This window comes from Muribaculum sp. (assembly GCF_029051885.1).
Classification (GTDB): Bacteria; Bacteroidota; Bacteroidia; order Bacteroidales; family Muribaculaceae; genus Muribaculum.
Map to the genome: position 1 here is coordinate 1 of NZ_JAIDKI010000001.1, position 25,314 is coordinate 25,314.

Consider the following 25,314-nt stretch of genomic DNA (forward strand, 5'->3'; position numbering starts at 1 on the left):
GAGCTGCGACGGTCGTATTGACCGTCGCAGCTCTTTGATTTTTGTAGATATGCGGGAGGATTGCCTGTTTTATTGGAGGGGAGATGTGGTGATGGCAGTGGCTTCGGCGAAGCTAATCATGTGGATTGCAGCTTCGGCAGCTTCGGTGCCTTTGTTGCCGAGTCGTCCTCCGGCGCGGTCGAGAGCCTGCTGCTCGTCGTTGACGGTGAGCACTCCGAATATTACGGGACACTCGGCGTTGAGGTTGAGCTGAGTCATGCCTTCGGTCACGCTCTGGCATACGTAGTCGAAATGGGGTGTATCGCCACGGATTACGCATCCTATGATTATTACGGCGTCGAACAGAGGTTGCAGGCGTGCGGCGGCGTAGGTGAGTTCGACAGCGCCGGGCACTTCAAACATCTGGTATGCGATGTCGCGGCTTTCGAGAAGGGCTGCGGCGCCTTGAGCGAGCGGGCCGGTGATGTGGCTGTTCCAGCGGGCTGAGACGATGGCTACTTTGGCGTTTTTTGATATAACCGGCAGCTGGCCGGTCGGGGCGCCGGTAGAAAGGGCTGTTGACATATCGGTGTATTTTTTACGGATTGGCCGTCGGTTGCCGTCGGCCGGGATTACTTATTCGGGAGATTCGTTGTCGGAGAGCATGGCGGTGGTCAGTGCCACAAGGAGCGACACGGGGGTGGGGGAGGTGAGGAACAGAGGCGGCAGGGTGTCGGGCGAGGCGAGCGAATGTGTTGTAAGCCGACTGTCGGGAGAGAGGTTGTACATGGTGTCGGTGTAAAATGATATATGGTCGCGGAATGCCTCGTCGGGAGTTTGTGAGCGGAATATTGCACGTAGGTCGGCGGAGGTGGTTACGGCTATGTCGGCAGCCTCGAAGTTTTCGAGTATTGCCGGCATCAGGTGTGTGATGTTGCGCACGCGCGCCGGCTCGAAGTCGGGCACGTAGACAATCTTGGCATTGCGTTCGCGGGCATATCGCACGATGTCGAACAGGCGGGTGCGTGCTCGAGGGTCGAGGGCGTAGTTTCCGCCGAATAGCAGTATGTCGCCCGGATTAATCTTCGGCCATATTACAGTAAATCCCGAGTCGTGGTATGCTCCGTAGCGCGAGCTTTTGCCGTCGGAGAACAGGAGCTGCAGCTGAGTGGCTCCTCCGGTGTAGCGGTCGACGCTTGAAGTGTCGACTCCGGCTTGGTTGAGATAGCTGAGTATTATGTCGCCGATGGGGTCGGATGCAATCTCGCTTACGAGGCTTACCTGCTGTCGGGCGGCGGCTATTGCGGCGGCTGCGTTGAGCAGTACGCCATGTGGGGCTGAGCCGACCGGCGTTGTGCCGTCGAAGGTAATCTGCAAGGCGCATTCGCCGATTATGATTATTTTACGCATTGTCAAGTGGGATGCTGATGTGTGTGTATTCCGTAGTTGCCTGCCGGGGTGGTCATTTTCCGGCCGGAGTGTCCTCGCCGCGGGATTTAGAGCCGAGATATCCGCCGTGGTGGCGCAGGGCATATTGTTCGCGGGAGAATCCGGTGAGGCGCATTACATTTACCACGAGCACGTCGCCGATTACGGTCATCATAGTAGTCGAGGTGGTTGGAGTAAGGCCGAGCGGACATACCTCAGGCGCTCCGCCGGTGGAAAGTGTGACATCGGCAATGGCCGCGAGCGGGCTGTCGGGATTTCCTGTAATCACGATGAGCGGCACCTGTGGATATAGATTGTGGGTCAGCTCCACCAGTGCGATGATTTCGTAGGTCTTTCCGGAGTTGGAGATGAGGAGCATCACGTCGTCGGGCTGTAGCACACCGAGGTCGCCGTGCTGAGCTTCGCTGGGATGGAGGTTGACGGCGGGAGTTCCTGTAGAAGAGAAAGTGGTTGCGATGTTCATCGCAATCTGTCCGGCCTTTCCCATTCCGGAGGTGACGAGCTTGCCCCGGCGGCGGTGTACGTGCTCGATAATCAACTCTACAGCACGGTCGTAGGCGTCGGAGACGGGTATGTTGAGAATGGCGTCGCTTTCACATCGGAGGATGTGTCGCATCGATTCCTGTACGTCGGTCATAATGTATTTATGTTAATCAACGCAAATTTAGGGAATATAAATGAGAAAAGGGCAAGTGCGGATGAAAAAACGTGTGGGCGCGGGAACGCCCGATATAGGGGATGCCCTAATATCAACATGGGATTGCGGTGGATGGCGGCCCGTGTGATGTTAAAAATGATTAAAATGATTTTGTGGGGAAATTAAAAAGTCGTACCTTTGCACACCGATTATGTCCAAATTAATGCATTGATTTGCACGGAGAAGCGTTTTTGGCCGAATGCCTCTCAACGACAAGTCAAACTAATCATCTATTAATTAAAGATTTAACGTGGATACTTTAAGCTACAAGACATTAACCCCCAACGAGCAGCAGTGCAACCGCGAATGGGTGGTAATCGACGCCACCGACCAGGTTCTCGGCCGTCTTTGCTCAGTTGTTGCCCTGATACTTCGCGGCAAGAACAAGCCCACCTACTCTCCCTTCGTAGAGTGTGGTGACAATGTAATCATCATCAACGCCGACAAGGTGCGCCTCACCGGCAACAAGTGGACCGACCGCGAATATCTCCGCTATACCGGCTATCCCGGTGGCCAGCGTGTGTCGACCCCCGAGCTTCTCAAGCAGAAGTCGTTCAACAAGCACATCAAGCCCGGCTACAACCCCCTCTTCATCAAGGTGGTAAAGGGTATGCTTCCCAAGAACCGTCTGGGTCGTCAGATCATCGAAAACATGCACGTATACAACGGTCCCGCACATCCCCACGAAGCGCAGAACCCCAAAGTAATCGACATCAACACCATTAAATAAGAAGTATGGAAAAGGTTAATGCAGTAGGCCGTCGCAAGGCCGCTATCGCCCGCGTAATCATGGGCGAGGGCAATGGCACCATCACCATCAACAAGCGTCCCCTCGAAGTATATTTCCCCTCGTCTATACTTCAGTATATCGTAAAGCAGCCTCTGGCAACACTCGAAGCCGAGGGCAAGTATGACATCAAGGTCAACCTCGACGGCGGCGGTTACAAAGGACAGGCTGAGGCTCTCCGTCTGGCTATCGCCCGCGCCCTGGTAAAGGTAAACCCCGAGGACAAGCCCGCACTCCGCGCAGAAGGCTTCATGACCCGCGACCCGCGTTCGGTAGAGCGTAAGAAACCCGGTCAGCCCAAGGCACGCAAGCGCTTCCAGTTCTCCAAGCGTTAATATCGGCATTCGCCGTGTGGCGGCGCTCATATCCGGGCGCATACGTCACCGGAGAATCCGCATAGACCATATCACCTCGACCTCCTCAAAAGTGTTTAGCATCTAAATTCCGGCGATGGACACGTTCCCTACCCCGGGATTGTAAAATTAACAGAACGTAAACAACATCCCCACAACACAAATGTCAACACCTACATTTGAACAGCTCCTTGAAGCAGGTTGCCACTTCGGCCACCTCAAGCGTAAATGGAATCCGGCCATGGCCCCCTACATCTTCATGGAGCGCAACGGTATCCACATCATCGACCTCTACAAGACAGCCGCCAAGCTCGAAGAAGCATCGGCTGCTCTCAAGAGCATAGCTAAGTCAGGCAAGAAGGTACTCTTCGTTGCCACCAAAAAGCAGGCCAAACAAGTGATCGCCGACAAGGCATCGCAGATCAACATGCCCTACGTAATCGAGCGCTGGCCCGGCGGTATGCTGACCAACTTCCCCACCATCCGCAAGGCTGTCAAGAAGATGGCCAACATCGACAAGATGTCGAAGGACGGTACATTCGACAACCTGTCGAAGCGCGAGAAGCTGCAGATCAGCCGTCAGCGTGCCAAGCTCGAGAAGACTCTCGGCTCTATCGCCGACCTCAACCGTCTGCCTTCGGCCCTTTTCGTAGTAGACGTAATGAAGGAGCACATCGCCGTAGCTGAGGCCAACCGTCTCGGTATCCCCGTATTCGCTATGGTAGATACCAACTCCAACCCCAACAATGTTGACTTCGTAATCCCTGCCAACGACGACGCATCCAAGTCAATCGAGCTCATCCTCGACACCGTAGTAGCCGCCATGGCCGAGGGTCTTGAAGAGCGCAAGGCAGAGAAGGCCGACGCTCCCGCCGACGAAGAGGCTCCCGCCCAGGCAGCACGTGGCCGTCGCCGCGTTGCCCGCCGCAACGAGGAGGAAGTTTCCGCCGAAGCAGAAGTAAAGGCTGAAGAGGCCGCTCCCGCCGAAGAGGCATAATCCATCTTAATTACGAACCGCTAAAAACTAAAGAATATGGCAGTTACAATGGCAGAAATCACCAAGCTGCGCCACCTTACAAGCGCCGGCCTGATGGACTGCAAGAAAGCTCTCGCCGAAGCTAACGGCGACATGGACGCCGCCGTAGAGATCCTCCGCAAGAAGGGTCAGGCTGTAGCCGCCAAGCGTGAGGACCGCCAGGCAGCAGAGGGTTGCGTGCTCTCTAAGAACGAAGGCAACTTCGCCGCCATTCTCGCTCTCAACTGTGAGACCGACTTCGTGGCCAAGAACGAAGGCTTCGTAAACCTCGCCAAGAAACTCCTTGACCTCGCAGTGGCCAACCGCTGCAAGAGCGCAGAGGAGCTCAAGGCAGTGACCGTTGACGGTATCACCGTTGCCGACCTCGTTACCGAGGAGTCGGGCAAGACCGGTGAAAAGACCGAAATCGGCGCTTACGAGGTAGTAGAGGCTCCCACCACCGCCGCCTACAACCACTTCAACAACAAGCTCGCCGCTATCGTAGGCTTCAATCTTCCCGATGTTGACGCTCAGATCGGCCGCGAAATCTGCATGCAGATTGCTTCGATGAATCCTGTTGCCGTAAGCCGCGAGGATGTACCCCAGGCCACAATCGACCAGGAAATCGCAGTAGCTGTAGAGAAGACCAAGCAGGAGCAGATTAAGAAGGCTGTTGAAGCAGCTCTCAGAAAAGCCGGTCTCAACCCCAACCACTTCGACTCCGACGACCACATCGAGTCGAACATCACCAAGGGCTGGATTACCGAAGAAGACGCTGCAAAGGCTCGCCAGATTATGAAGGAAACCGCCGAGGCAAAGGCTGCAAACCTCCCCGAGGCTATGATCCAGAATATCGCCAACGGCCGTCTCAACAAGTTCTTCAAGGAAAGCTGCCTCATGGAGCAGGAATATGTTCAGGACAGCAAGCTCTCAGTAGGCCAGTTCCTCGAACAGACCCAGAAGGGCCTCGTTGCCGTTGCTTTCAAGCGCGTCAACCTCAACGCCGACTAATCCACCGATAGTCATAACAATTATTTATAGCCGGGCATCGGAGCGACATACAGCTCCGATGCCCGGCAACTTTTTTGTCGACCGGGTCTATTTAGTATAGAGGGAGTGTTGTTGGCTACGGTTGGGCAATATAGGTGTATTATGTCGGTAGTTGTTTGCATTTGTGACTACAGGCCGTTGCGTTGTGCTTGCTTTACTCAATTGTCGATGTTGTGATTTGCTACATAAAAAGGCCCCGTAGCGAGGTCCCCGATTGTGAAGGGGGGTAGCTACGGGGCTTTGTATGGTTGGTGTGAGAGCCGGTTGTTACACGAGGGTAAGTGATTGTCTGGAATCGGGTGACATAGATTTTTAGAGCTTGTTTAATAATAAATGTTGCCGCCAGGGTCGTATAGCTTGAGACGATTTTCGATATGTGACGAAGGAATGTACTTTATGTACATGACTGAGGAACAGGGCGAAAAGCGGCCAAGATATACGAGACTAAAAGTAACTTTATAACCACTCAACCTCTTGCCTTCTTTTGAAATAAATGCAAAAATATATCAACGATATGAAACAAATTACCTCCAGTCGGTCAATCGCCGGCATCTTTCCGCCTGTTCTTCGGTCGTTATGGAACCCCATAACTCCCTTATCACAAGCGAAAATCTGCTCGACGAATGACCGCCCTGACGGTAATATTTATTAAACAAGCTCTTAGACAATCTCTAAGGGGGAGGTGGTGTCAGGACACTCGAGTCAGATAGATCTCCTCGTCATCTATGTAAAGGTAAAGTCGATTGTTGATAAGCTGGACGCGCGTTGATATTTCCACGTAATCACCGTCGGCGTCATTGCCCCACACCTCGAGTATGGCTCCTTTTGACAGATCGCCAACTACCTTGTAATTGTTGGTTAGGGTATAGTTATCGCTCGGTTCGTCGCATTTATAGGAATAGACAACTGTGCCATTATCCTTAAAGATGTAGGTCTCGGTGACATTGTAGTCCCCGTATTCGTCGTAGTATGATACCTGCCATGTGCCGACGATTGAGTTGGAACTGCCGGGTTCGTCATCATCGTCGCCGCATGAGGTCAGCACAAGGGGGAGTGCGGCAAAGAGTGCCAGGAATAAGAAATGAAGATGCTTTTTCATTGTGTATAAATTTAGTTAATGATTGGATAGCCTGTATTTTACACAGATCCGCACAAGCAGACACAATGAAATGCCGTAATGCGAACCTGCTCCCACATGGCATGCACATTTTGGAGGTGCGCGCCTGTGGTTGAGATTCTGCATGACGGGAACACAGAGGTGAAATAAATTATGGGGTAGTAGGGGAGAAGAGCCGTCCCATCACTTTCAGACGCCTGTGATGCGGTGTCCGAATGGCCAAGGAGGCATTGTGTCTCCAAGGTGATGTAATCTCCCGTCAGCCATGTGGCTGATGTGCGCTGCAAATTTAAATTTTTTCAGTTGAGATATTTTGTATGGGTTTGTTAAAAAATGCAAATGCCATTGAAAAGGCTTGTATGGTGAAGCGGATCTGTGTGTGGTGAATTAACGTGGCAGATGGGATGTGAACCATAAGATAGGAATCCGGGAGAGGATGTCAGCCATGAAATGGGTATAAAAGAGCTGAGGCGCCGTCATCAAGAAATTGTGGATTGGATACGTGTTTATGGAATAAAGTTTGTAACTTTGCCATGATTCGACAAAACGATTCTTTTACCGTTTAATTATAGGTCATGGCCGAGAAATTTGATGATTTCAACAAGACTTCGGGAAAGAAGTCCAAGACTACGATGATTGCAGTCGTTGTACTTGCTCTGCTTATTATCGGGGCAATTGTCGCTGTAGTGATGACAACGACAAAGATGCATAGTGAACTCGAACAGCAGAAACTGGCCAACGAGCAGTTGCAGCTCACCAATGAGCAGTTGCAGCTCGCCAACGAGTACCAGGTGCTTAACACCCAGTATGCGCAGTATGAGAATCAGTCGCAGCTGCTGGCCAATGACTCGCTGGTGACAAAATATGCTGCGGCTAAATCAAAGGTCGAGAAGCTGCTCCAGGAACTTAAGAACGAGAAGCAGAAGAGTTCGAAGCGCATCAAGCAGCTCCAGGACGAAATCGGCACACTTAAGAATATATTGCGTCACTATGTGTCGCAGATTGATTCGCTGGGCAAGGAGAATGCCGCCCTGCGTGATGAAAATGCTGAAATCAAGCAGCGCAACCAGCAGCTGAGCAGCCGCGTGGAGTCGCAGACAAAGCGTGTCGAGGCGCTGTCGGAACGTATGGAGCTTGCCGAGAAGCTCAATGTGACCGGCGTGCAGCTTCTGGGTCTGAAGAAAAACGGCAAGAACGAGAAGAATATCACTAAGGCCAAGCAGCTTGAGGTGACGTTTACCATACCTCAGAACAATTCTACTCCTGTGGGAGAGAAGACTATCTACCTGCGTATCACTTCGCCCGAGGGCACACTGCTCGGTGCCGGAGGACGCTTCAACTTCGAGGGTTCGTCGCTTCAGTGCACAGCCCGCAAGACCATCGAGTATGCCGGCGAGGAAATCGGCGGGGTAAAGATTTACTGGGACGTGAACACCGCTCTCACCCCCGGCGATTATCTTGTGGAACTGTTTGCCGACAATTACCGCCTGGCATCGCGCAAGTTTACGATGCGTAAATAACCGCCGGAGGATTGCGACATGGTATTCTGCGGCGCATATGCGTGGGCTGATTTTGTGGCTGATATCACATCGATTGAAGTCAACACGGTCTCGTCGGTATTCAAGCTCTGTCTGAGTCTGATGCTCGGCTGCTGTGTCGGGTATGAGCGCAAGCGCAAGGGGCAGATTGCCGGAGTGCGCACATTCGCTCTCATCGCCATGGGCGCCACGCTCGCGATGATACTGTCGATATATGTGCCCCAGGAATATATGGGGCTCAAGAACGGCGACCCCGGGCGTATCGCGGCCCAGGTGGTGACCGGAATCGGTTTTCTCGGCGCCGGCGCCATCATACAGATGAAGGGGTCGGTGCGCGGACTTACCACTGCCGCCGGCATATGGATAATCGCGGCCATCGGCATGGCGGTAGGCGTAGGGCTTTACTGGCTGTCGGTGATAACTACCGGACTGATACTTGTGGTGCTTGTGGTGATGGAGCGCTGGGAGCACTATGTGCATTCGGGTGTCGAGTCGCGTATCATAAGGCTCAAGCTGTCGGTGATAGCGGAGGATATCGAGGGATACCGCGAGGTGCTTGCGCGCCACCATGTGCATCTCAGCAATGTGTATGTCGAGTATGACTATATGGAGCCGGTGACTCGGCTTAATCTTGTGGTGCTCGTGAGAGAGCGCACCGACTATATGAAACTGTTTGCCGAACTGCGCGATGTGAAGCCGACCATAGCGATATCGCTCGGCACACAGGTGTCGATATAGGCTCAATGCTCCCGAAGAGACTGTGGGACAATGACGGATGAATTGGAATAATAACGACTTACTTATATGTTGCTGAATCTGATAATGGCTGCCGCGACAGGCGATGTCGCATCAGGAGGCGGCGAGATGAGCGATGTCCAGGTGGAGAGCCTGGTAAGAGACCTTGCTTTCATATTGCTGATGGGTGCCGTGGTGACGGTGCTGTTCAAATGGCTTAAACAGCCGGTGGTGCTGGGATATATCGTTGCCGGCTTTCTCGCAAGTCCTCACTTTCATTATCTGCCGTCTGTCACTACGGAGAGCAACATAGAGTTTTGGGCGCAGCTCGGCATTGTGGTGCTGCTCTTTTCCCTCGGTCTGGAATTCAGTTTCAAGAAGTTGCTCAACACGGGCGGCTCGGCGGTGGTGACGGCCCTTATCATCGTGATAGGGATGATGTGTACGGGATTTGCCATCGGCCATCTGCTGCATTTCTCCCATATGAACAGTCTGTTTCTTGGTGGTATGCTTTCGATGTCGTCGACCACGATTATCATCAAGGCGTTCACCGACCTGGGGCTCAGGCAAAAGAAGTTTGCCTCGCTGGTATTTGCGGTGCTTATCGTCGAGGACCTTTTTGCGGTGCTCATGATGGTGGTGCTGTCGTCGATAGCCATAAACAACAGCGTGGAGGGGAGCGAGCTGCTGATGAGCGTGGCCAAGCTGGTGTTTTTCCTTATCATATGGTTTCTGGTGGGGGTGTACGTGCTTCCGTCGGTGCTCAACCGCATACGCCGGTATCTCAACAGCGAGACGTTGCTTATAATAGCTCTGGGTCTCTGTTTCGGCATGGCGGTATTTTCGGTGTACTGCGGATTCTCGCTGGCGCTCGGAGCGTTTGTCATGGGCTCGATAATCGCCGGCATGAGCTATGCCGAGTCGATTGAGGCGGTGGTGAGTCCCGTCAAGGACCTGTTTGGCGCCGTGTTTTTCATTTCGGTCGGCATGATGGTCGACCTGAATGTGATTGTCGAGTATTCCGGACCGATACTTTTGCTGTCGGGAGTGGTGATAGCAGGCATGATACTGTTCGGCACTTTCGGCATGCTTATTACCGGGCAGCCGCTGCGTATAGCCATGGAGTCGGGATTCTCGCTCACGCAGATAGGCGAGTTTGCGTTTATCATCGCGTCGCTGGGTATGTCGCTCGGAGTGCTTGACCCGACTATCTATCCGATTGTGGTGGCTGTGTCGGTGCTTACCACTTTCACTACACCTTATTTTATCCGTATGGCCGATCCGGTCTATGGGTTTGTGGAGAAGCATCTGCCCAAGCGGATGCATTTCCTGATAGAGCGCTACAGTGTCAGCGCCAACTCGGAGAGCGAAACCCGAGAACTGTGGGTGTCGGTGCTTAAGCGTTATGTGTGGCGCATACTGCTTTACAGCAGTGTGGTGATTGCCATCATGCTGCTCTGTTTGAAATATGTCGAGCCTCTGCTGCTTGAGTTCTCGCCCGGGTGGGGACGTTTCATAACCTCGGTCATCACACTGCTTCTTATGGCACCTTTCCTTCTGGCTCTTGCTATGCCGGCGTCGCGCAAGACAGAGCGCGAGCGCCTGGTGGCCGCAAACGCCCATTTTGATGTGCCGCTGATAGTGATGACTATCTTCCGCCTGCTGCTGGCGCTTGGATTTATCATCTATGCCATAAGCGCCATACATTCGATGAGAATCGGATGGATAGTGGGTCTGCTGATTTTCGTGGTGATGCTCTGCACGTTCTCCGGCCGTCTGCGCAAGCGGCTACAGTATATGGAGATGCGCTTTTTCGATAACCTCAACGAGCGCGAGCTGCGCCGCTCGGGCAAGAACAACAATCTTGTCAGCGACATGCACCTGGCGTTTATAACCGTGGGCTATGGTTGCCCATTTGTCGGCGACCGCCTGATGGACTCCAATCTCCGCAAGAAATACGGGGTGAATGTGGCGAGCATACAGCGCGGCGGCCATACTCTGCTTGTGCCTAACGGCACTATGCGCATCTTCCCCGGCGACACGCTCGGTATCATCGGTACCGACGCCCAGATCGAGAGCATACTTCCGGTAATAGAGTGTGTCGACGATTCCGAGCCCGACACTCCGGCAATGGCCGATGTGAAGCTGACCAAGGTGCAGCTGTCGGCCACATCCGAACTTATCGGGAAGACGTCGGCCACAGGACAGCTGCGCGACAAGTACAAGGTGCTGCTTGTGGCGATACAGCGTCCCGACGGCACGTATATGCATCCCGACGGCACTACTCAGTTTGAGGCCGAGGATGTGTTGTGGATTGTCGGACCGTCGGAGAGTGTGGAAAAAATGAAATAATCATGTGGATACTGCTTGCTGTCGCCTCGGCGCTGTGCCTGGGGTTTTATGATGTTTTCAAGAAACTGTCGGTAGCCGGCAACAATGTGCTGGTGGTGTTGTTCCTCAACACCCTGTTCAGCTCCCTGCTTATGGCTCCGGTCATTGTCGCGGGCCTTGCCGAGGGTTATATCGGCCTTGGCGGCTCTCTGACCGGCCATTTCCAGATAATGGTAAAGGCACTTATCGTATTGTCGTCGTGGCTGCTCGGATACTTCAGTATCAAGCATCTTCCCCTCACTGTGGCCGGTCCGGTCAATGCGTCGCGCCCTGTGATGGTGCTTGTCGGGGCTATCCTCATATATGGAGAGCGGCTCAACGCATGGCAGTGGGGCGGTGTGGCCCTTGGATTCTTTTCACTGTTCTTCATAAGCCGCATAGGCATGAAGGAGGGGCGCGGCACCGGCGAAGGCCGCTGGGTGCTCATGGCAATCGGAGCCGCCTTCATGGGTGCTGTCAGCGCGCTTTACGACAAATGGCTGCTCGGGCGCTATGAGCCACTCGAGGTGCAGGCCTGGTACAGCTTCTATCAGTTTGTGATAATGGGGATAACCATAGCCCTGATATTGCGCGGACACCGCATGCGCGGCGAGGCTGTGGCGCCGTTCAAGTGGCGATGGACCATCCTGTTCATTTCCCTGTTTCTTACGGCTGCCGATATCGCTTATTTCTATGCCTTGTCGCTTCCGGGCTCTATGATAGCCATCGTGTCGATGATACGCCGCGGCAGCGTCGTGGTGTCGTTCTTTTATGGTGTCATAGCCCTCAGAGAGCGTCATGTAGGCGCCAAGCTGATTGACCTTTGCGTGCTTATCGCCGGCCTTGTGCTGCTTGTGGTAGGCTCCATGTAGGCATGCCGCGGGGACAGTCCTTGTGAAAATCGCCGCGTAAAGGCGAAAATTTGTGTGAAAAAACGTGGTTGCGGATTGGGATAATACGGCAAATTTCGTAACTTTGTGCGATTTTACCCCCAAAAGTAAAGTTTTGCGGGTGATGACCAATCAATTACGCAATTAAAAAACAGATAAAATATAAATGGCAACACTTGAAAAAATCCGCAAGAGATCGACACTGCTCCTTGTTGTGGTAGGCGTCGCTCTTCTGGCATTCATCATCGGAGACTTCTTTACATCCGGACGCACTCTTTTCGGCACAGGTACCACTATAGCCAAGGTGGGTGACAGAAAAATTGACGTGCAGGATTTCCAGCGTCGCAATGAAGAGGCATCGCAGCAGATGCAGCAACAGCAGCCCAACAGCAAGATTGACCCCGCTATCATGCAGGCCCAGGTGCTTCAGGGCATGATTCAGGAGTCGCTCCTTGAGGAGGAGATGGACCGCCTCGGCATCACAGTCACCGACGCAGAGCTTTCCAAGGCAATGACCGGTGCCAACGCTCATCCCTACATGCTGCAGTTTGCCCGCCAGATGGGTGCAGAAAGCCCCGATCAGGTGTATGACTATGCATTCAATCCTACAAAATACAATCTTCCGGCAGAGACTGCCCAGCAGCTCCAGCAGATGTGGCTCGCACAGGAAAAGCAGATGAACCAGATGCTGAAGATTCAGAAGCTCCAGACTCTTCTTACCGGTGCTCTTGCCGCCAACGAACTTGACGCCAAAGAGTTTTATTCAGGCAACGCTTCTACAAGCCATATCGCCTATGCTTCCAAGAACTTCAGCACAATGCCTGACGAAGAGTATCCCGTAAGCGACAGCGAACTTCGCGACGCTTACAACAAGGAGAAGGAGGCTTACCGTGTAGACGACGAGACCCGCCGCGCCAACTTCATCGTTGTCAACGTAGCTCCGTCGGCTGCCGACAAGGCCGAAGGCCAGACACTGGTTGACTCGGTTATCGTGAAGCTCCGCAACACTCCCGCCATCGACGCTGTAGCCGGCGACACCAACTTCGGTGTAAACCGCACATCGTCGACCGCATCAGCAGTGAGCAGCCCTGTGCTCCGCGCATTCCTCGCTGACTCGGCAGTAGGTGCCGTAGCCCAGATAAGCTATATCGACGACGAGTTTACAATCGCCAAACTTATCGGCAAGAAGAATGCCGTTGACTCGGTGAACCTCGACATTATCCAGTTCCAGGGCAATGCCGCTTCCCGCGACTCGCTCCTCGCCGCTCTCAACTCAGGCAAGACAGCAGCCGACGTGGCCGGCACTCCCGGTGTGCTCGACAGCCGCTCTAATCTCTGGCAGACTCTGGCCTCGGCTCCCGACAATGAGGTGAAGACCCGCATCCTCGAGGCCGGCAACGGTTACTTCATCGCCGACAGTGCCGCCAATATGGCAAGCATTATCCGCGTCAACTCAAAGAAGGCACCTGTCACCATCTACGATTACGCTACAGTAAACTATAAGGTATATCCCTCCGACGCTACCGTCGACAAGCTCAACGACGACCTTCTGGCTTTCGTAAGCGGCATCAGCAAGGCTGACTCTCTTACCATGAGCAAGGCCATCGCTGCCGGATATACCCTCCAGCCCGCTACCGTTACCGCCAACTCCTATATGATAGGCAATGTGCCCTATACCCGCAATGTTGTGAAATGGGTGATGGACGCCAAGGCCGGCGATGTAAGCCCTGTGATGCAGGACAGCCAGAACGACAATCTTATCGTAGTCGCTCTCAACGACATCGTGAAGCCCGGCTACATGCCTATGAACGACGAGGCCATCACCGCCGCTCTTACACGCAAGGTGCGCAACGACAAGAAGGCCGCCGCCATTATCGAGCAGGTGAAGGGCAAGGCAACCGACATCAACGGATATGCCCGTCTGCTTGGCTCGCAGGTCGATTCTACCGAGGTCACTTTCGGTCAGATGTATATCCCCGGTATCGGCGTGATGGAGTCGGCTCTTCTCGGCCAGGTTCCTGTAGCTCCCAAGGGCAAGATTTCCGATCCCGTGCAGGGCAACAACGCAGTGTTTGTATATACCGTGTATGAGGTAGACAACCAGGGCCGTCCCTACAACTATCAGGAGAATGCCGCCCGCTTCAACCAGCAGTTCGGTTCTCAGGCAGTGATGCAGAATCTTATCGGCATCATGATGGAGAAGGAGAAGGTTGAGAACAACACTCTCAAATTCTACACTGAATAATTTTAGTTCCCTAATATTATACCCGGGATATCCGGATCGGCCGGATATCCCATTTTTATCCTAATTCATCTTCTTTGCTAACCTTTTGCCGGAATTCTTACCATCCGGCAATACCTGAAACCGAGAAAAAACACAAGAGCACAATCTTCATTGCCGAAGGTTGTGCTCTTATTTTTTGGGGGGATTGAAGTCGAGATGACTTCAGCTTTTTAGACAGTTTCTCAGTTTTTGGGACATTGTCTTAGACCCCGTTCCCCAATATTTGTTAACGCTGGGGCGGTCAATCGTCGAGCAGATTTTCGCTTGTGATGAGGGAGTTATGGGGTTCCATAACGACCGAAACAAGCGGACGCAGATGCATGACGATTGGCCGTGGCGCTGGTAATCATCGCATCTCTCCGGCGCTTTTTGCCTTGTTCTTCAGTCACGTAGCTACGGCTACGCTCCATCATCACAAGACAAAAATCACTCAGAGATATGCGACCCCAGCGTTAACAAATATTGGGGAACGGGGTCTTAGCCGGGGAAGCATTGAGGATGGCGGCGAAATCAGCGGAGGCGCCGGGCATAGAGGGAGAGGATGAGTCCGCGTACCGACAGGTAGATGATGAATGCAAGCCATAGCCCGTGGTTGGCAAGCCGTGGAAATGCGATGGCCTGGGCGATGAAGAATGCCACAGTCGCTATCGCCATAGAGAGGAGCATATGGCGTGTGGCTGTCGCTCCGATGAATATGCCGTCCCAGGTAAAGGCGAGAAATCCGGCAATCGGTACTGTAGCTATCCAGAGCAGGTACTCATGGGCCATGGAGTTTATGCCGGCATCGGAGCTGAGCAGGTGTAGCAACATGTCGCCAGCAAGGATATACAGTGCGCAGAATATTACCGCCACCGCTGCTCCCCACCGGAGCAGGGCACGGATGGCACGCCGCATCATCACGTGGTCGGACGCACCTGTATAGCGGCCTGTGAGTGCCTCGCCGGCAAATGCGAATCCGTCCATGAAATATGAGAACAGCGTGAAAAATTGCATCAGGAGCGCGTTGACGGCAAGCATGCGCTCGCCCTGTATCGCGCCCATGCGTGTAAACCACATGGTGACAGCCACGAGGCATACCGTGCGCAGGAATATATCGGTATTTACACGGAAGAAACGTTGCAGGTGCGGTAGGTAGAAGATATCGCGCAATGGCGCGTGTGTGTCGGCGCAGCGTCGCAGTGCGAGCACGAGCAGGGTTATAAATCCTGTCCACTGCGCTATCAGCGTGCCTGTGGCGATGCCCGCTATTCCGAGGTGGAATATGTAGACGAGCGAGAGGCTTGCGGCGATATTGGTTACATTAATCAGCAGGGATGTCCACATGGTGACTTTTGAGTTCTGCATGCCGAGAAACCATCCCGAGAGCGCGAAAGTGGCCAGATAGGGTGGCGCACCCCATATGAGTATGTGGAAATATTCCGTGGCCAGCGCTGATGTGGCGGCATCGGTATCCATAAACCGTATGATAAGGTCGCATATCGGAGTGCGCAGCGCAATCATCGTCAGTCCGGCTATTATGGCCACAAGGAGAGCCTGCCGCAATATGGTGGCTGTGGCAGCGGAATCGTCGGCGCCGTAGGCCTGTGCGGTCATGCCGCTTGAGCCCATGCGCAGGAATCCGAACAGCCAGTATAGCATGTTGAACATCGAGCCTCCGACTGCTATGGCGGCGATATATACCGGTGCTCCCATGTGGCCGGCTATGGTCACATCCATTAGGGCCAGGAGCGGGGTAGTGATATTAGTGACAATCGAGGGCACCGCAAGCTGTAGGATGTTGCGGTTGACCCCCGATTGCATGGGAATAGGATGTATGTTCACGAAATATTGTTCCGGTGAGGATTGTTCAGTGCATTTTCAGTATGCTATCAGGCTTTCTTTGCGCGCATGCAATCCCAGAGGAGGTATATAATCAGCATTGCATAAAGCACGATGCCGAGAGTCTGGGTTGTCGAGCCGGAGAGCGGATTGGTGTATTCGAATCCACAGAAACGTGTGAGGGCAGCGAATACTCCGAAGAGAGCGCCACCGGCGATGAGACCCGAGGCGATGAGGGTGCCACGGTCGCGGCGTGCGGAGTTGACTGATTCGTCTTTTGAGCGTGAGCCTACCCACCAGGCTATGGCTCCGCCTACGAGGAGCGGTGTGTTGAGCTGAAGGGGGATAAACATACCGAGGCAGAATGCGAGAGCCGGTACTCCGAGCCAGTTGAGGATGAGGGCGAGCACTGCTCCGGCCATGTAGAGTATCCAGGGGGTGTCGCCACCCATCATGAGAGGCTCGATTACGCGAGCCATTGCGTTGGCCTGGGGAGCTGCGATGATGTCGGGGTTGGAGAAGTCATACACCTTGTTCAACACAAGTATCACTCCGCCTACGGTAGCGGCTGAAACGAGTGTGCCGAGGAATTTCCAGCATTCCTGTTTGCGGGGTGTGGAGCCGAGCCAGTAGCCAATCTTCAGGTCGGTGACGAAGCCTCCGGCCATTGACAGGGCCGTGCAGACCACGCCTCCGATTACCATCGAGGCCACTATGCCCGAGGTGCCGCTGAGACCTACACCGACGAATATGGCCGATGCTATAATGAGTGTCATGAGTGTCATGCCCGACACGGGGTTGCTTCCTACGATAGCGATGGCGTTGGCGGCCACTGTGGTGAATAGAAACGCGATTACCGCTACCACTACCCATGCCACGAGCGCCTGCCAGAAGGAGTGGATTACTCCGAACCAGAAGAAGAGCAGCACGGCTACCAGGGCCACGACAATCATATATACGATGGCCTTCATGGAGATATCAGTCTGCCAGCGTACTTCCTTTACCGCAGAGCTCTTGCCTTTGAGCTCGCGTCCGGCGAGTCCGACAGCCTGTACGATAATGCCCCACGACTTGATGATGCCGAGCACTCCGGCCATTGCGATGCCTCCGATGCCTATCAGTCGGGCATAGTCGCTGAATATCGCTCCGGGGGCGAGAGATGTTATCTCAGGGGCTCCATAGGTGCCGATGAGGGGTATGAGTACCCACCACACGAAGAATGAACCGGCGCATATGATGAATGCATACCTTATACCTATTATATATCCCAGGCCGAGGAGTGCCGCGCCGGTGTTTACGCTGAACACAAGTTTGGTCTTTTCGGCGAGCGATGCTCCCCACTGCGAAGCTATCGAGGTGACATTTTCGGCCCACCATCCGAATGTGGCGAGCAGATAGTCGTAGATACCGCCGATGAGCGACGCTATTACGAGTGTTTTGGCCTGAGAGCCGCCTTCGGCACCTTTGCCTTCGCCGGAAATCAGCACCTGGGTGGTGGCGGTGGCTTCGGGGAAGGGGTATTTTCCGTGCATGTCCTTCACGAAATATTTACGGAAGGGTATGAAGAAGAGTATGCCGAGTATACCGCCGAGGAGCGACGAGCAGAATATCTCGAGGAAGTTGACTGTGATTTCAGGATACTTGGCCTGAAGGATATAAAGTGCAGGCAGAGTGAATATGGCTCCGGCCACAATGACACCCGAGCATGCTCCGATAGACTGTATGATTACATTCTGTCCGAGGGCATTGCGCTTTCCGAGCGCCCCGCTGAGACCTACGGCGATGATGGCGATAGGTATGGCGGCCTCGAATACCTGTCCGACACGAAGGCCCAGATAGGCGGCAGCGGCAGAGAATATAACGGCCAGTACGAGGCCCATTCCCACGGAGTAGGGGGTTACTTCGGGATAATCGTGGGCCGGATGCATAACAGGGGTGTAGCTTTCATCGGCGGCGAGCTCACGGAATGCGTTTTCCGGAAGTCCGGCAGGGCCGTTGTCGGCTGTCGTTGCGTCAAATCCGTCGGGATTGACGTTTCCATGCGATTTTTTTTCTGACATTTCGATATGTGATAATTGATTCTTTTGCGCGAATTTAGCGAAAAATCATGAAAAAAGAGGCCCGGATGGCATGGTATAGACATAAAAAATCGCTCATCGCGTCGGATTACGCGGTGAACGATAGGATTGTGGTCGGACCGATGGCTACTGTGTTTTCTTGATAAGTTGTGAGCAACCTCTGTATAGCCGTTGCGGTCGTTGCTTGAATTCTGCGTATGGTTTGTCCCCTGCATGATTTTTGTTGCGGGGACAGGGAATCGTTATATCGCTTCCCTGATTGCCTGAGCTGAAGGATTGACGGCAACAATCTGCCCGTCAGGATTGATAAGGAATGCCTTCATGCCGGCGTCGAGGTGGTAGTTGCGGGCGATACTGCTTCGCATCTGTCCGTCCCCGACATAGAATTGTGACTCCGCGTTAAGACCGTCCCTGCGCACTATCTCACGAAAAAGGCTTGACGAACGGTCGAAGTTGACCGCCAGGTGACGGAATCGCTCATTGCCTGCGCTGTCGGTAATTGCACTGTGTAGGCGTGAATACTCTTTTGCGGCGAGCCTTGATGAGGCATCGGCCGAGCTCCAGAACTGGAGGAGCACCCACTCGCCCTTGAGGTTGTCGAGCTGCACGAGCGAGTCGGCGCGTTCGATTTTGAATACCGGAGCTTTTGAGCCTTTGGCGCCATCGACGGCGCGGTCGGTAGCTGCGGTAAACAGGGCGATTAGAGCGGCGAAGAGCACAATGATAAACATTGGTTTCTTCATCAGTTTGAGTTAATGTTAGCACTTACAGCCTTTCGGAACTTTAGGGAGATGTGCCGCGTTGCGCCTAATAAATGTGTGCAATCGTATATATAACGGCGGGCGCGGAGCTCCGGAAGTCTGTTGCCGATTTTCGGCACGGGCCGGCCTCTGCCGACTCGGTTCCGAACCTCTGTCCGGAGTGGATTTTTTATTTCCACGGTGCAAAGGTACGAAAAAGTCCGCGTCTGTCCAAATCTACTCGTTGATAATGACCGTTTTAGCTCTATTTATGGTCCGAAAATGCTCTCCGGGAGTGGGTTTTAACGACATAGTTAAACTCTGTTAAAACCATGTTTTACAACATAATTATGCGGCAATTTTCGGTTGCCGTCAATACGTCTGCCTGATGTTGAGAAACGGTCCTTTTACTTGAATTCTCGTTGGAAATCCTGCTATCCACCTCTCACCGTTGTTACTTAGGAAGGGTACGAATATCACGTATGACCCCACTTCCGTGCCGTTTTTGAGTGTGAATCTCCAGTTGTATGGGAGGTTGTCGATATCGACGTTGTCATCCTTCATCAATATTATATCACCGACCTGGAGAAAATCCGGATTTCCCGGTACAGGAACCTGATTGCTGAAATCATGCTTCTCAAGTATGGACGGCAGCACCGGGGGTATATCCTCCGGGCGTCCATATATCTTGTTGACAAACTTCATCTGGATGCTTGTATACCATATTCCTACAACAGGGTGGTTTAATGTCCACCATGGCGCATGGCGTATGGTATCCATGTATATTGTACTGTATTTGTACTCCTCTTCTTCCATCAGCATGTAGTAGATATCGCGGTTTTCGTCGTATATCTTGAATTGCCATCGCAGTACGCCGGTGTAGAACAGGGATACGGCTATGAGCGATGCGATTGCAGCAATTGACGATGATTTCGGAGAGATGTGGATGTCGAGCGATTTTACACTTCTCAGTAGAAATATAATCAATAGCAGATTTAATCCGGTGGTGGCACGCACAGGGGCTTTCAGGACAATGACCATGACTGCTGCAAACGATGCCGTAAGAAGCAGGTATTGGTTCAGTCTGTCGGAGAGGATGTTGCGAAGTATCCGGCGCGATTTTGCGAACGGCAGGGCGGCTATTACCGCCGTCGACAGTGCGAGGAACATCGGTGTCGTCTTGACCAATACTCTGAGATATGGCCGGAGATGCAGTTCTGCGTTGGAGTCCATGGTGGTGAAAAATCTCGTCCAGATAGCCGGGGAGCCTGCGCTGATGACAGTTCCGCACAAAAGCGCGATGTATACTCCCCACCATTGTGCCGGCATGGAAAACCGTCTGATGGCGGCAATGACAGAGAGGGCGGCAAGCAACGGCATTGAGAATCCTTCATGGAAGACTCCTGTCAGAAATGCTATGAATATAATAAGGCAATAACGGGCTTGGCGGAACAGCCGGCCGTTTCCGATATGATATGCGGCCCATATGGTGGCGAGTGTCAGCAGGGTTGGAGGAAAATAGTTGAGGGCATAGTCAATCAGCATGAGCGAGCTGTAGTCGTGCCAAGGGAGGAGCAGTATGCAGCATATCCACACCGCCATGAGAAGGAGCGGGCTGATTGACCAGCTGCCGTTGACCAGCCTGGCTGCTGACAGATATATGGCACAGATTGTCGCGGCCAGGATGATGGCCCAGAGCCATTTGGGCATCCATAATACGACTGGCGCACACAGCATGTTGGCAAGCCGGCCGTTTTCGTATAGCCATAAATCCTTTACATAGGTGCAGTAGCCCGACAGCGAGGGCATCACGCTGCCGTTGTTGGCGGCCAGATATTTGTCCCAGAACATATAGTCGTCAATCATAAGCGGGCATAGCCACGAGAATATGGTATAAACCATGATGATTGCCAGGATTATCAGTGACATCAGTGTCTTATGTCTGCCGAGTAGCTCTTTCAATTGCATTTCGTATTGTGGATTGAATGGTTGCTTGCTTAATGATGTTAGTTATCGGTTGCGGATGCGGGCATGATTGTATTGTCGATACCGAGGGAGTCGAGGATGTCGCGCTTGTTGTCGGCTATAATCCACCTGTAGGAGAGTGATGCCGCGCGGCGCTGTCGGTTGATATCGGCAGTGTCGCTCATGGGATTGCCGGCTATCGAGCCGTCGTGGCGCAGGGCGAATCCGGGGATTTCCCTAAGGAGGCTTGAGCCAAACCCATGCCATTTGACGGAGTCCCACAGTCCCATTGCATCGACTATGGTGGGGAATACGTCAATCTGACCTACGGTATCGTCGTTTATGAACCCCGACAGGCCTGAGTTGAGAATTGTAAAAATCAACCGGTCGTCGGACATTGCCGGGCTAAGACACATTTTACGGGCTTCATGGTCGGACGCGATTACGACAATTGTATTGTCCCATGCCGGAGTCTGCCGCATCCGGTCGACGAATGTACCCAATGCCCTGTCGAAGGCTGCACAAGTCTCGAGGTAATTCCTGTCGGTATCTGCTATGCCGGGTGTATGTGAAATCCAAGTCGTAGCCGGCGGTGCCTGGACATAGGGGTCGTGCATGGATAAGGTGGGGATTACCGCAACAAACGGCTGCTGTATGCCGGCGATTATATCATAGGATTTACATAGAAGTATGCTGTCGGCCTCCACTACCGGGTCGTCGTCGGCCTGGGTGTGTCGGAATTCCTTGAATCCAAATGCCTTGTTGGTTAATGAGTGGTTCCATAATCTTGGATTTTCGGGGATTATCTCGATGGAATGGTATGTGTCGCGGAGCATTCGCGGCAATGACGGATACGGTCCTTCCGGCGAGATTGCACACATGGGGTCGGATGGCGACGGATAGAGACCGCAATTATACATCATCTGTCCGTCGCTGCTTCTGCCGTTGCCGGCCTGAGGATATACGGAAGTGAATGTGATGGATGTGGAGTCGGAAATAAATCTGTTGAGATTGGGCATTGCCTTCCGGTTGTTGAAGCTCCATTCGAAGGCAGTGGTGTTGAGCGACTCGACGATTATCAATATCAGATTTTTGTGCTTGTCGGATGGTGAGCCGGAAGGATGGCATTCCGAGTCGTGCCAGGTCGTTATGGCATCGATGTCTTCATCCGACATGGTGACTGTGCGGGTGATGGCATCATATGCATGCCATGCATCAATCAGGTATGCCCCGAAAATGCCATGTCTGGTAATGTCAGAGTAAAAGGAGACGTTGTTGCGGAAGAAGAGGCTTATCTTTTCGGAGAAGGGTGCGTTTTTCGGAAGGTGCCCTCTGCTGATAGAATAATTTCTAAAATCGCGGAAATGCTTGTATTGTGATAGCGAGATTATTAAGACTGATATGATTAGGAGCGATATTTTTGTTTTTCCGGAGATTCCGGTGTGACGGGCTTTGTCAAATGCTATGTGGGCGGCTGTCGCTGCAATTGCAGGTGGTATGAAGAGTATAAAATCGTACCATTTTATTGATGCCAGCGCCGAGCGCAGTATGATGCTGTCGACTGTGGTGCATAGCCTTAGGGTAGAGAATGTGATGAGGTCGGAGAAATTGCGGAAATACAATATGTTTGCAAAGAAGAAAATGGCGGCAATAGCGAGAATCACCGGAGTCAGGTATTTGCCTTTGGGCCAAAACAGTATTGCCGGGAGAGTCAGCAATATGGCTTCGGAGAGCAGATGGGACAGGAATGTAAAGAAATGCGGCCCCGGAATGCCTATGATAATCAGGAATGTAGCTACCAGAGTCATGGCACATGCGAAATCGGCGGCAAGTAGGGAGAGCAGGGGGGTATATGTGACGATGCTGTTTCGGCGAAATCTCATTGGTGAGTGATTTTCTACAAAGTTAGATATTTTGAATGTAATATTATTAAACAAGTTCTTAATTTCGTGCAGAAGTATTTGTGTAATCGAAAGTTATGTAGTAACTTTGCGGGACGCAATGCAGAGGGGGCGAAGAGTGCCTGATGGTGCTTGTCAGCGACTGAGCAGAGTATTGAAGCGAGGATGGACGTGGTTGCCTCCATTGAGGTGTCTGCGTGGCCCGGAGGCGCGTCAGTATGGCTCATGTCGGTGGAGTGCCGTCTGTGGATTGCGTGCAATTAATTAACTTATTTTATTAACCTTTTTAATGAACGAAGAAATTAAAACTTCACCCATCGAGGACTTCGACTGGGAAGCCTATGAAAAAGGCGAACAGAAAGGCACCAAGAGCCGCGAAGAACTCACCAAGACTTATGACGAGTCGCTCAACACTGTAAAGGACAAAGAAGTAATCGAAGGTACCATCATCGCCCTCAACAAGCGTGAGGCAGTGGTTAACATCGGCTACAAGAGCGATGGCATCATCCCTGTAAACGAATTCCGTTACAATCCCGACATCAAGGTCGGCGATACCGTAGAGGTATTCATCGAAAATCAGGAGGACAAGAAGGGTCAGCTGATTCTCTCTCACCGCAAGGCCCGCATGTCGCGCAGCTGGGAGCGTATCAACCAGGCTCTGGAGAACGACGAGGTAATCAAGGGCTTTATCAAGTGCCGCACCAAGGGCGGTATGATTGTCGACGTATTCGGCATCGAGGCCTTCCTCCCCGGCTCACAGATCGACGTGAAGCCTATCCGCGACTACGACATCTTCGTGGGCAAGACCATGGAGTTCAAGGTCGTTAAGATCAACCAGGAATTCAAGAATGTTGTTGTCAGCCACAAGGCACTCATCGAGGCCGAGCTGGAGCAGCAGAAGAAAGAAATCATATCGAAGCTCGAGCGTGGTCAGGTGCTCAAGGGCGTAGTGAAGAACATCACCACCTACGGTGTGTTCATCGACCTTGGCGGCGTAGACGGCCTGATCCACATCACCGACCTGAGCTGGGGCCGCGTAAGCCACCCCGAAGAGGTAGTGAAGCTCGACCAGGAACTCGACGTTGTAATCCTCGACTTCGACGACGAGCGCAAGCGTATCGCCCTCGGTCTCAAGCAGCTCCAGCCCCATCCCTGGGATGCTCTTGACTCAGAGCTCAAGGTTGGCGACAAGGTCAACGGCCGCGTAGTGGTTATGGCCGACTACGGTGCGTTTGTTGAAATCGCCCCCGGCGTAGAGGGTCTCATCCACGTAAGCGAAATGTCGTGGAGCCAGCACCTCCGCAGCGCTCAGGACTTCATGAAGGTAGGCGACGAGGTAGAGGCCGTAATCCTCACCCTCGACCGCGACGAGCGCAAGATGTCGCTTGGCATCAAGCAGCTTAAGAAGGATCCCTGGGAAGATATCGAAGTACGCTATCCCATCGGCTCGAAGCACACCGCCAAGGTTCGCAACTTCACCAACTTCGGTGTATTTGTTGAAATCGAAGAGGGCGTTGACGGCCTGATCCACATCTCTGACCTCAGCTGGACCAAGAAGGTTAAGCATCCTTCTGAATTCACCCAGCTCGGCGCAGAAATCGAGGTTGTAGTTCTTGAAATCGACAAGGACAACCGTCGTCTGTCGCTCGGCCACAAGCAGCTCGAGGATAATCCTTGGGAAGGTCTTGAAGCCATCTTTACCCCCGGCAGCATCCAGGAAGGTACTATCGTTGAGATGCAGGACAAGGGTGCCGTTATCTCTCTCGACCACGGCATGGAAGGCTTCGCTACTCCCAAGCACCTTGTAAAGCAGGATGGCTCTATGCCTAAGGTTGGCGACAAGCTCGACTTCAAGGTTATCGAGTTCAACAAGGACAACAAGCGCATCTTCCTCAGCCACAGCCGTATCTTCGAGGATGAAGCTAAGGCAGAGAAGAACGAGGCTCGCAAGGCACGCCGTCAGAACAGCCGTCGTGAGGAGCAGCCCGTGCTCAACACTCCCATCGAGAAGACAACTCTCGGCGACCTCCAGGAGCTCGCCGCTCTCAAGGAGAAGCTCGCCGGCAAGTAATTCTTGCTCTACGAGAATAAACACAATGGTAGCGCGATGCCTGCAAGGGTATTCGCGCTACTTCTTTTTATGTAGGTGTCTATGGCGGTGTGGAGAGATGTAGTGTGCCTGTCGCTTTGCGCTGTTTAAGAGCTTGTTTAATAATAAATGTTGCCGCCAGGGTCGTATAGCTTGAGACGATTTTCGACATGTGACGAAGGAGTGTACTTTATGTACACGACTGAGGAACAGGGTGAAAAGCGGCCAAGATATACGAAACAACCGGTAATTTTATAATTCCTCAATCTCTTGCTGAATTTGAAATAAATGCAAAAATATATCAACGATATTAAACAAATTACCTCCAGTCGGTCAATCGCCGGCATCTTTCCGCCTGCGCCTCGGTCGTTATGGAACCCCATAACTCCCTCATCACAAGCGAAAAACTGCTCGGCGATTGACCGCCCTGACGGTAACATTTATTATTAAACAAGCTCT

19 protein-coding genes are annotated in these 25,314 nt (G+C 52.9%); 10 read left to right on the forward strand and 9 right to left on the reverse strand.

Annotation, left to right across the window (positions count from 1 at the left end; translation table 11 throughout):
- Window positions 1-69 precede the first annotated feature (69 nt).
- Genes ribH through K2I50_RS00015 form a run of 3 tightly spaced genes read right to left on the reverse strand, consistent with a single transcriptional unit; the run spans window position 70 to window position 2,065 of the window.
- On the reverse strand, window positions 70-564 hold the full coding sequence (gene ribH / locus K2I50_RS00005; RefSeq protein WP_301024205.1) for a 6,7-dimethyl-8-ribityllumazine synthase: 495 nt from the start codon (window positions 562-564) through the stop codon (window positions 70-72).
- Window positions 565-615: 51 nt separating this feature from the next.
- The gene (locus tag K2I50_RS00010; RefSeq protein WP_301024206.1) at window positions 616-1,389 is read right to left on the reverse strand and encodes a carbohydrate kinase family protein; all 774 of its coding nucleotides are present in this window, start codon (window positions 1,387-1,389) and stop codon (window positions 616-618) included.
- A 52-nt stretch (window positions 1,390-1,441) separates the two neighbouring features.
- A complete protein-coding gene (locus tag K2I50_RS00015) occupies window positions 1,442-2,065 on the reverse strand; it encodes a KpsF/GutQ family sugar-phosphate isomerase (RefSeq protein WP_301024207.1) in 624 nt (207 codons plus the stop codon).
- A gap of 310 nt (window positions 2,066-2,375) precedes the next feature.
- Between K2I50_RS00015 and rplM the strand changes: the two genes are divergently transcribed.
- The 4 genes from rplM (at window position 2,376) to tsf (ending at window position 5,291) form a co-directional block, all read left to right on the forward strand.
- A complete protein-coding gene (gene rplM / locus K2I50_RS00020; protein ID WP_301024208.1) occupies window positions 2,376-2,855 on the forward strand; it encodes a 50S ribosomal protein L13 in 480 nt (159 codons plus the stop codon).
- Window positions 2,856-2,860: 5 nt separating this feature from the next.
- The gene (gene rpsI, locus K2I50_RS00025; RefSeq protein ID WP_068961434.1) at window positions 2,861-3,247 is read left to right on the forward strand and encodes a 30S ribosomal protein S9; all 387 of its coding nucleotides are present in this window, start codon (window positions 2,861-2,863) and stop codon (window positions 3,245-3,247) included.
- A gap of 181 nt (window positions 3,248-3,428) precedes the next feature.
- Complete coding sequence (gene rpsB, locus K2I50_RS00030) at window positions 3,429-4,262, forward strand: 30S ribosomal protein S2 (RefSeq protein ID WP_301024209.1); 834 nt, start codon at window positions 3,429-3,431, stop codon at window positions 4,260-4,262.
- A gap of 36 nt (window positions 4,263-4,298) precedes the next feature.
- Window positions 4,299-5,291, forward strand: a complete 993-nt coding sequence (gene tsf, locus K2I50_RS00035) for a translation elongation factor Ts (RefSeq protein WP_301024210.1) — start codon at window positions 4,299-4,301, stop codon at window positions 5,289-5,291.
- 727 nt (window positions 5,292-6,018) lie between these two features.
- Here tsf and K2I50_RS00040 read toward each other — a convergent pair.
- Window positions 6,019-6,429: a hypothetical protein gene (locus tag K2I50_RS00040; protein ID WP_301024211.1), complete on the reverse strand. Its 411-nt coding sequence runs from the start codon at window positions 6,427-6,429 to the stop codon at window positions 6,019-6,021.
- A 593-nt stretch (window positions 6,430-7,022) separates the two neighbouring features.
- On the opposite strand from K2I50_RS00040, the gene K2I50_RS00045 reads away from it, so the two are divergent.
- The 5 genes from K2I50_RS00045 (at window position 7,023) to K2I50_RS00065 (ending at window position 14,225) form a co-directional block, all read left to right on the forward strand.
- On the forward strand, window positions 7,023-7,967 hold the full coding sequence (locus tag K2I50_RS00045; RefSeq protein ID WP_301024212.1) for a DUF8429 coiled-coil domain-containing protein: 945 nt from the start codon (window positions 7,023-7,025) through the stop codon (window positions 7,965-7,967).
- Window positions 7,968-7,985: 18 nt separating this feature from the next.
- A complete protein-coding gene (locus K2I50_RS00050) occupies window positions 7,986-8,723 on the forward strand; it encodes an MgtC/SapB family protein (protein ID WP_301024213.1) in 738 nt (245 codons plus the stop codon).
- A gap of 66 nt (window positions 8,724-8,789) precedes the next feature.
- Window positions 8,790-11,072, forward strand: a complete 2,283-nt coding sequence (locus tag K2I50_RS00055; protein WP_301024214.1) for a cation:proton antiporter — start codon at window positions 8,790-8,792, stop codon at window positions 11,070-11,072.
- A gap of 2 nt (window positions 11,073-11,074) precedes the next feature.
- On the forward strand, window positions 11,075-11,962 hold the full coding sequence (locus K2I50_RS00060; RefSeq protein ID WP_301024215.1) for a DMT family transporter: 888 nt from the start codon (window positions 11,075-11,077) through the stop codon (window positions 11,960-11,962).
- Between the two features lie 184 nt (window positions 11,963-12,146).
- Window positions 12,147-14,225 carry a SurA N-terminal domain-containing protein gene (locus K2I50_RS00065; RefSeq protein ID WP_301024216.1) on the forward strand — a complete coding sequence of 693 codons (2,079 nt, stop codon included), beginning with the start codon at window positions 12,147-12,149 and terminating at the stop codon, window positions 14,223-14,225.
- A gap of 549 nt (window positions 14,226-14,774) precedes the next feature.
- Here K2I50_RS00065 and K2I50_RS00070 read toward each other — a convergent pair.
- The 5 genes from K2I50_RS00070 to K2I50_RS00090 all read right to left on the reverse strand — a co-directional run bounded on the left by K2I50_RS00070 (window position 14,775) and on the right by K2I50_RS00090 (window position 22,748).
- Entirely contained in the window at window positions 14,775-16,064 is a 1,290-nt protein-coding gene (locus tag K2I50_RS00070) for an MATE family efflux transporter (RefSeq protein WP_301024221.1), read from the reverse strand.
- A 68-nt stretch (window positions 16,065-16,132) separates the two neighbouring features.
- Window positions 16,133-18,142 carry an OPT family oligopeptide transporter gene (locus K2I50_RS00075; RefSeq protein WP_301024217.1) on the reverse strand — a complete coding sequence of 670 codons (2,010 nt, stop codon included), beginning with the start codon at window positions 18,140-18,142 and terminating at the stop codon, window positions 16,133-16,135.
- 260 nt (window positions 18,143-18,402) lie between these two features.
- Complete coding sequence (locus K2I50_RS00080; RefSeq protein ID WP_301024218.1) at window positions 18,403-18,903, reverse strand: thioredoxin family protein; 501 nt, start codon at window positions 18,901-18,903, stop codon at window positions 18,403-18,405.
- A 369-nt stretch (window positions 18,904-19,272) separates the two neighbouring features.
- Window positions 19,273-20,829 carry a DUF6056 family protein gene (locus K2I50_RS00085; protein ID WP_301024219.1) on the reverse strand — a complete coding sequence of 519 codons (1,557 nt, stop codon included), beginning with the start codon at window positions 20,827-20,829 and terminating at the stop codon, window positions 19,273-19,275.
- A gap of 77 nt (window positions 20,830-20,906) precedes the next feature.
- Window positions 20,907-22,748 carry an LTA synthase family protein gene (locus tag K2I50_RS00090; RefSeq protein ID WP_301024220.1) on the reverse strand — a complete coding sequence of 614 codons (1,842 nt, stop codon included), beginning with the start codon at window positions 22,746-22,748 and terminating at the stop codon, window positions 20,907-20,909.
- A gap of 307 nt (window positions 22,749-23,055) precedes the next feature.
- Here K2I50_RS00090 and rpsA point away from each other — a divergent pair, with 307 nt between their 5' ends.
- A complete protein-coding gene (gene rpsA / locus K2I50_RS00095) occupies window positions 23,056-24,837 on the forward strand; it encodes a 30S ribosomal protein S1 (RefSeq protein WP_289740369.1) in 1,782 nt (593 codons plus the stop codon).
- Window positions 24,838-25,314 lie beyond the last annotated feature (477 nt).

Excerpts from the sequence above, each read along its gene's own strand:
- ribH (WP_301024205.1), bottom strand. The coding sequence starts at position 564 with ATGTCAACAGCCCTTTCTACCGGCGCCCCGACCGGCCAGCTGCCGGTT.
- K2I50_RS00010 (WP_301024206.1), bottom strand. The coding sequence starts at position 1,389 with ATGCGTAAAATAATCATAATCGGCGAATGCGCCTTGCAGATTACCTTC.
- K2I50_RS00015 (WP_301024207.1), bottom strand. The coding sequence starts at position 2,065 with ATGACCGACGTACAGGAATCGATGCGACACATCCTCCGATGTGAAAGC.
- rpsI (WP_068961434.1), top strand. The coding sequence starts at position 2,861 with ATGGAAAAGGTTAATGCAGTAGGCCGTCGCAAGGCCGCTATCGCCCGC.
- rpsB (WP_301024209.1), top strand. The coding sequence starts at position 3,429 with ATGTCAACACCTACATTTGAACAGCTCCTTGAAGCAGGTTGCCACTTC.
- tsf (WP_301024210.1), top strand. The coding sequence starts at position 4,299 with ATGGCAGTTACAATGGCAGAAATCACCAAGCTGCGCCACCTTACAAGC.
- K2I50_RS00040 (WP_301024211.1), bottom strand. The coding sequence starts at position 6,429 with ATGAAAAAGCATCTTCATTTCTTATTCCTGGCACTCTTTGCCGCACTC.
- K2I50_RS00045 (WP_301024212.1), top strand. The coding sequence starts at position 7,023 with ATGGCCGAGAAATTTGATGATTTCAACAAGACTTCGGGAAAGAAGTCC.
- K2I50_RS00050 (WP_301024213.1), top strand. The coding sequence starts at position 7,986 with ATGGTATTCTGCGGCGCATATGCGTGGGCTGATTTTGTGGCTGATATC.
- K2I50_RS00055 (WP_301024214.1), top strand. The coding sequence starts at position 8,790 with ATGTTGCTGAATCTGATAATGGCTGCCGCGACAGGCGATGTCGCATCA.
- K2I50_RS00060 (WP_301024215.1), top strand. The coding sequence starts at position 11,075 with ATGTGGATACTGCTTGCTGTCGCCTCGGCGCTGTGCCTGGGGTTTTAT.
- K2I50_RS00065 (WP_301024216.1), top strand. The coding sequence starts at position 12,147 with ATGGCAACACTTGAAAAAATCCGCAAGAGATCGACACTGCTCCTTGTT.
- K2I50_RS00070 (WP_301024221.1), bottom strand. The coding sequence starts at position 16,064 with ATGCAATCGGGGGTCAACCGCAACATCCTACAGCTTGCGGTGCCCTCG.
- K2I50_RS00075 (WP_301024217.1), bottom strand. The coding sequence starts at position 18,142 with ATGTCAGAAAAAAAATCGCATGGAAACGTCAATCCCGACGGATTTGAC.
- K2I50_RS00080 (WP_301024218.1), bottom strand. The coding sequence starts at position 18,903 with ATGAAGAAACCAATGTTTATCATTGTGCTCTTCGCCGCTCTAATCGCC.
- K2I50_RS00085 (WP_301024219.1), bottom strand. The coding sequence starts at position 20,829 with ATGTCACTGATAATCCTGGCAATCATCATGGTTTATACCATATTCTCG.
- K2I50_RS00090 (WP_301024220.1), bottom strand. The coding sequence starts at position 22,748 with ATGAGATTTCGCCGAAACAGCATCGTCACATATACCCCCCTGCTCTCC.
- rpsA (WP_289740369.1), top strand. The coding sequence starts at position 23,056 with ATGAACGAAGAAATTAAAACTTCACCCATCGAGGACTTCGACTGGGAA.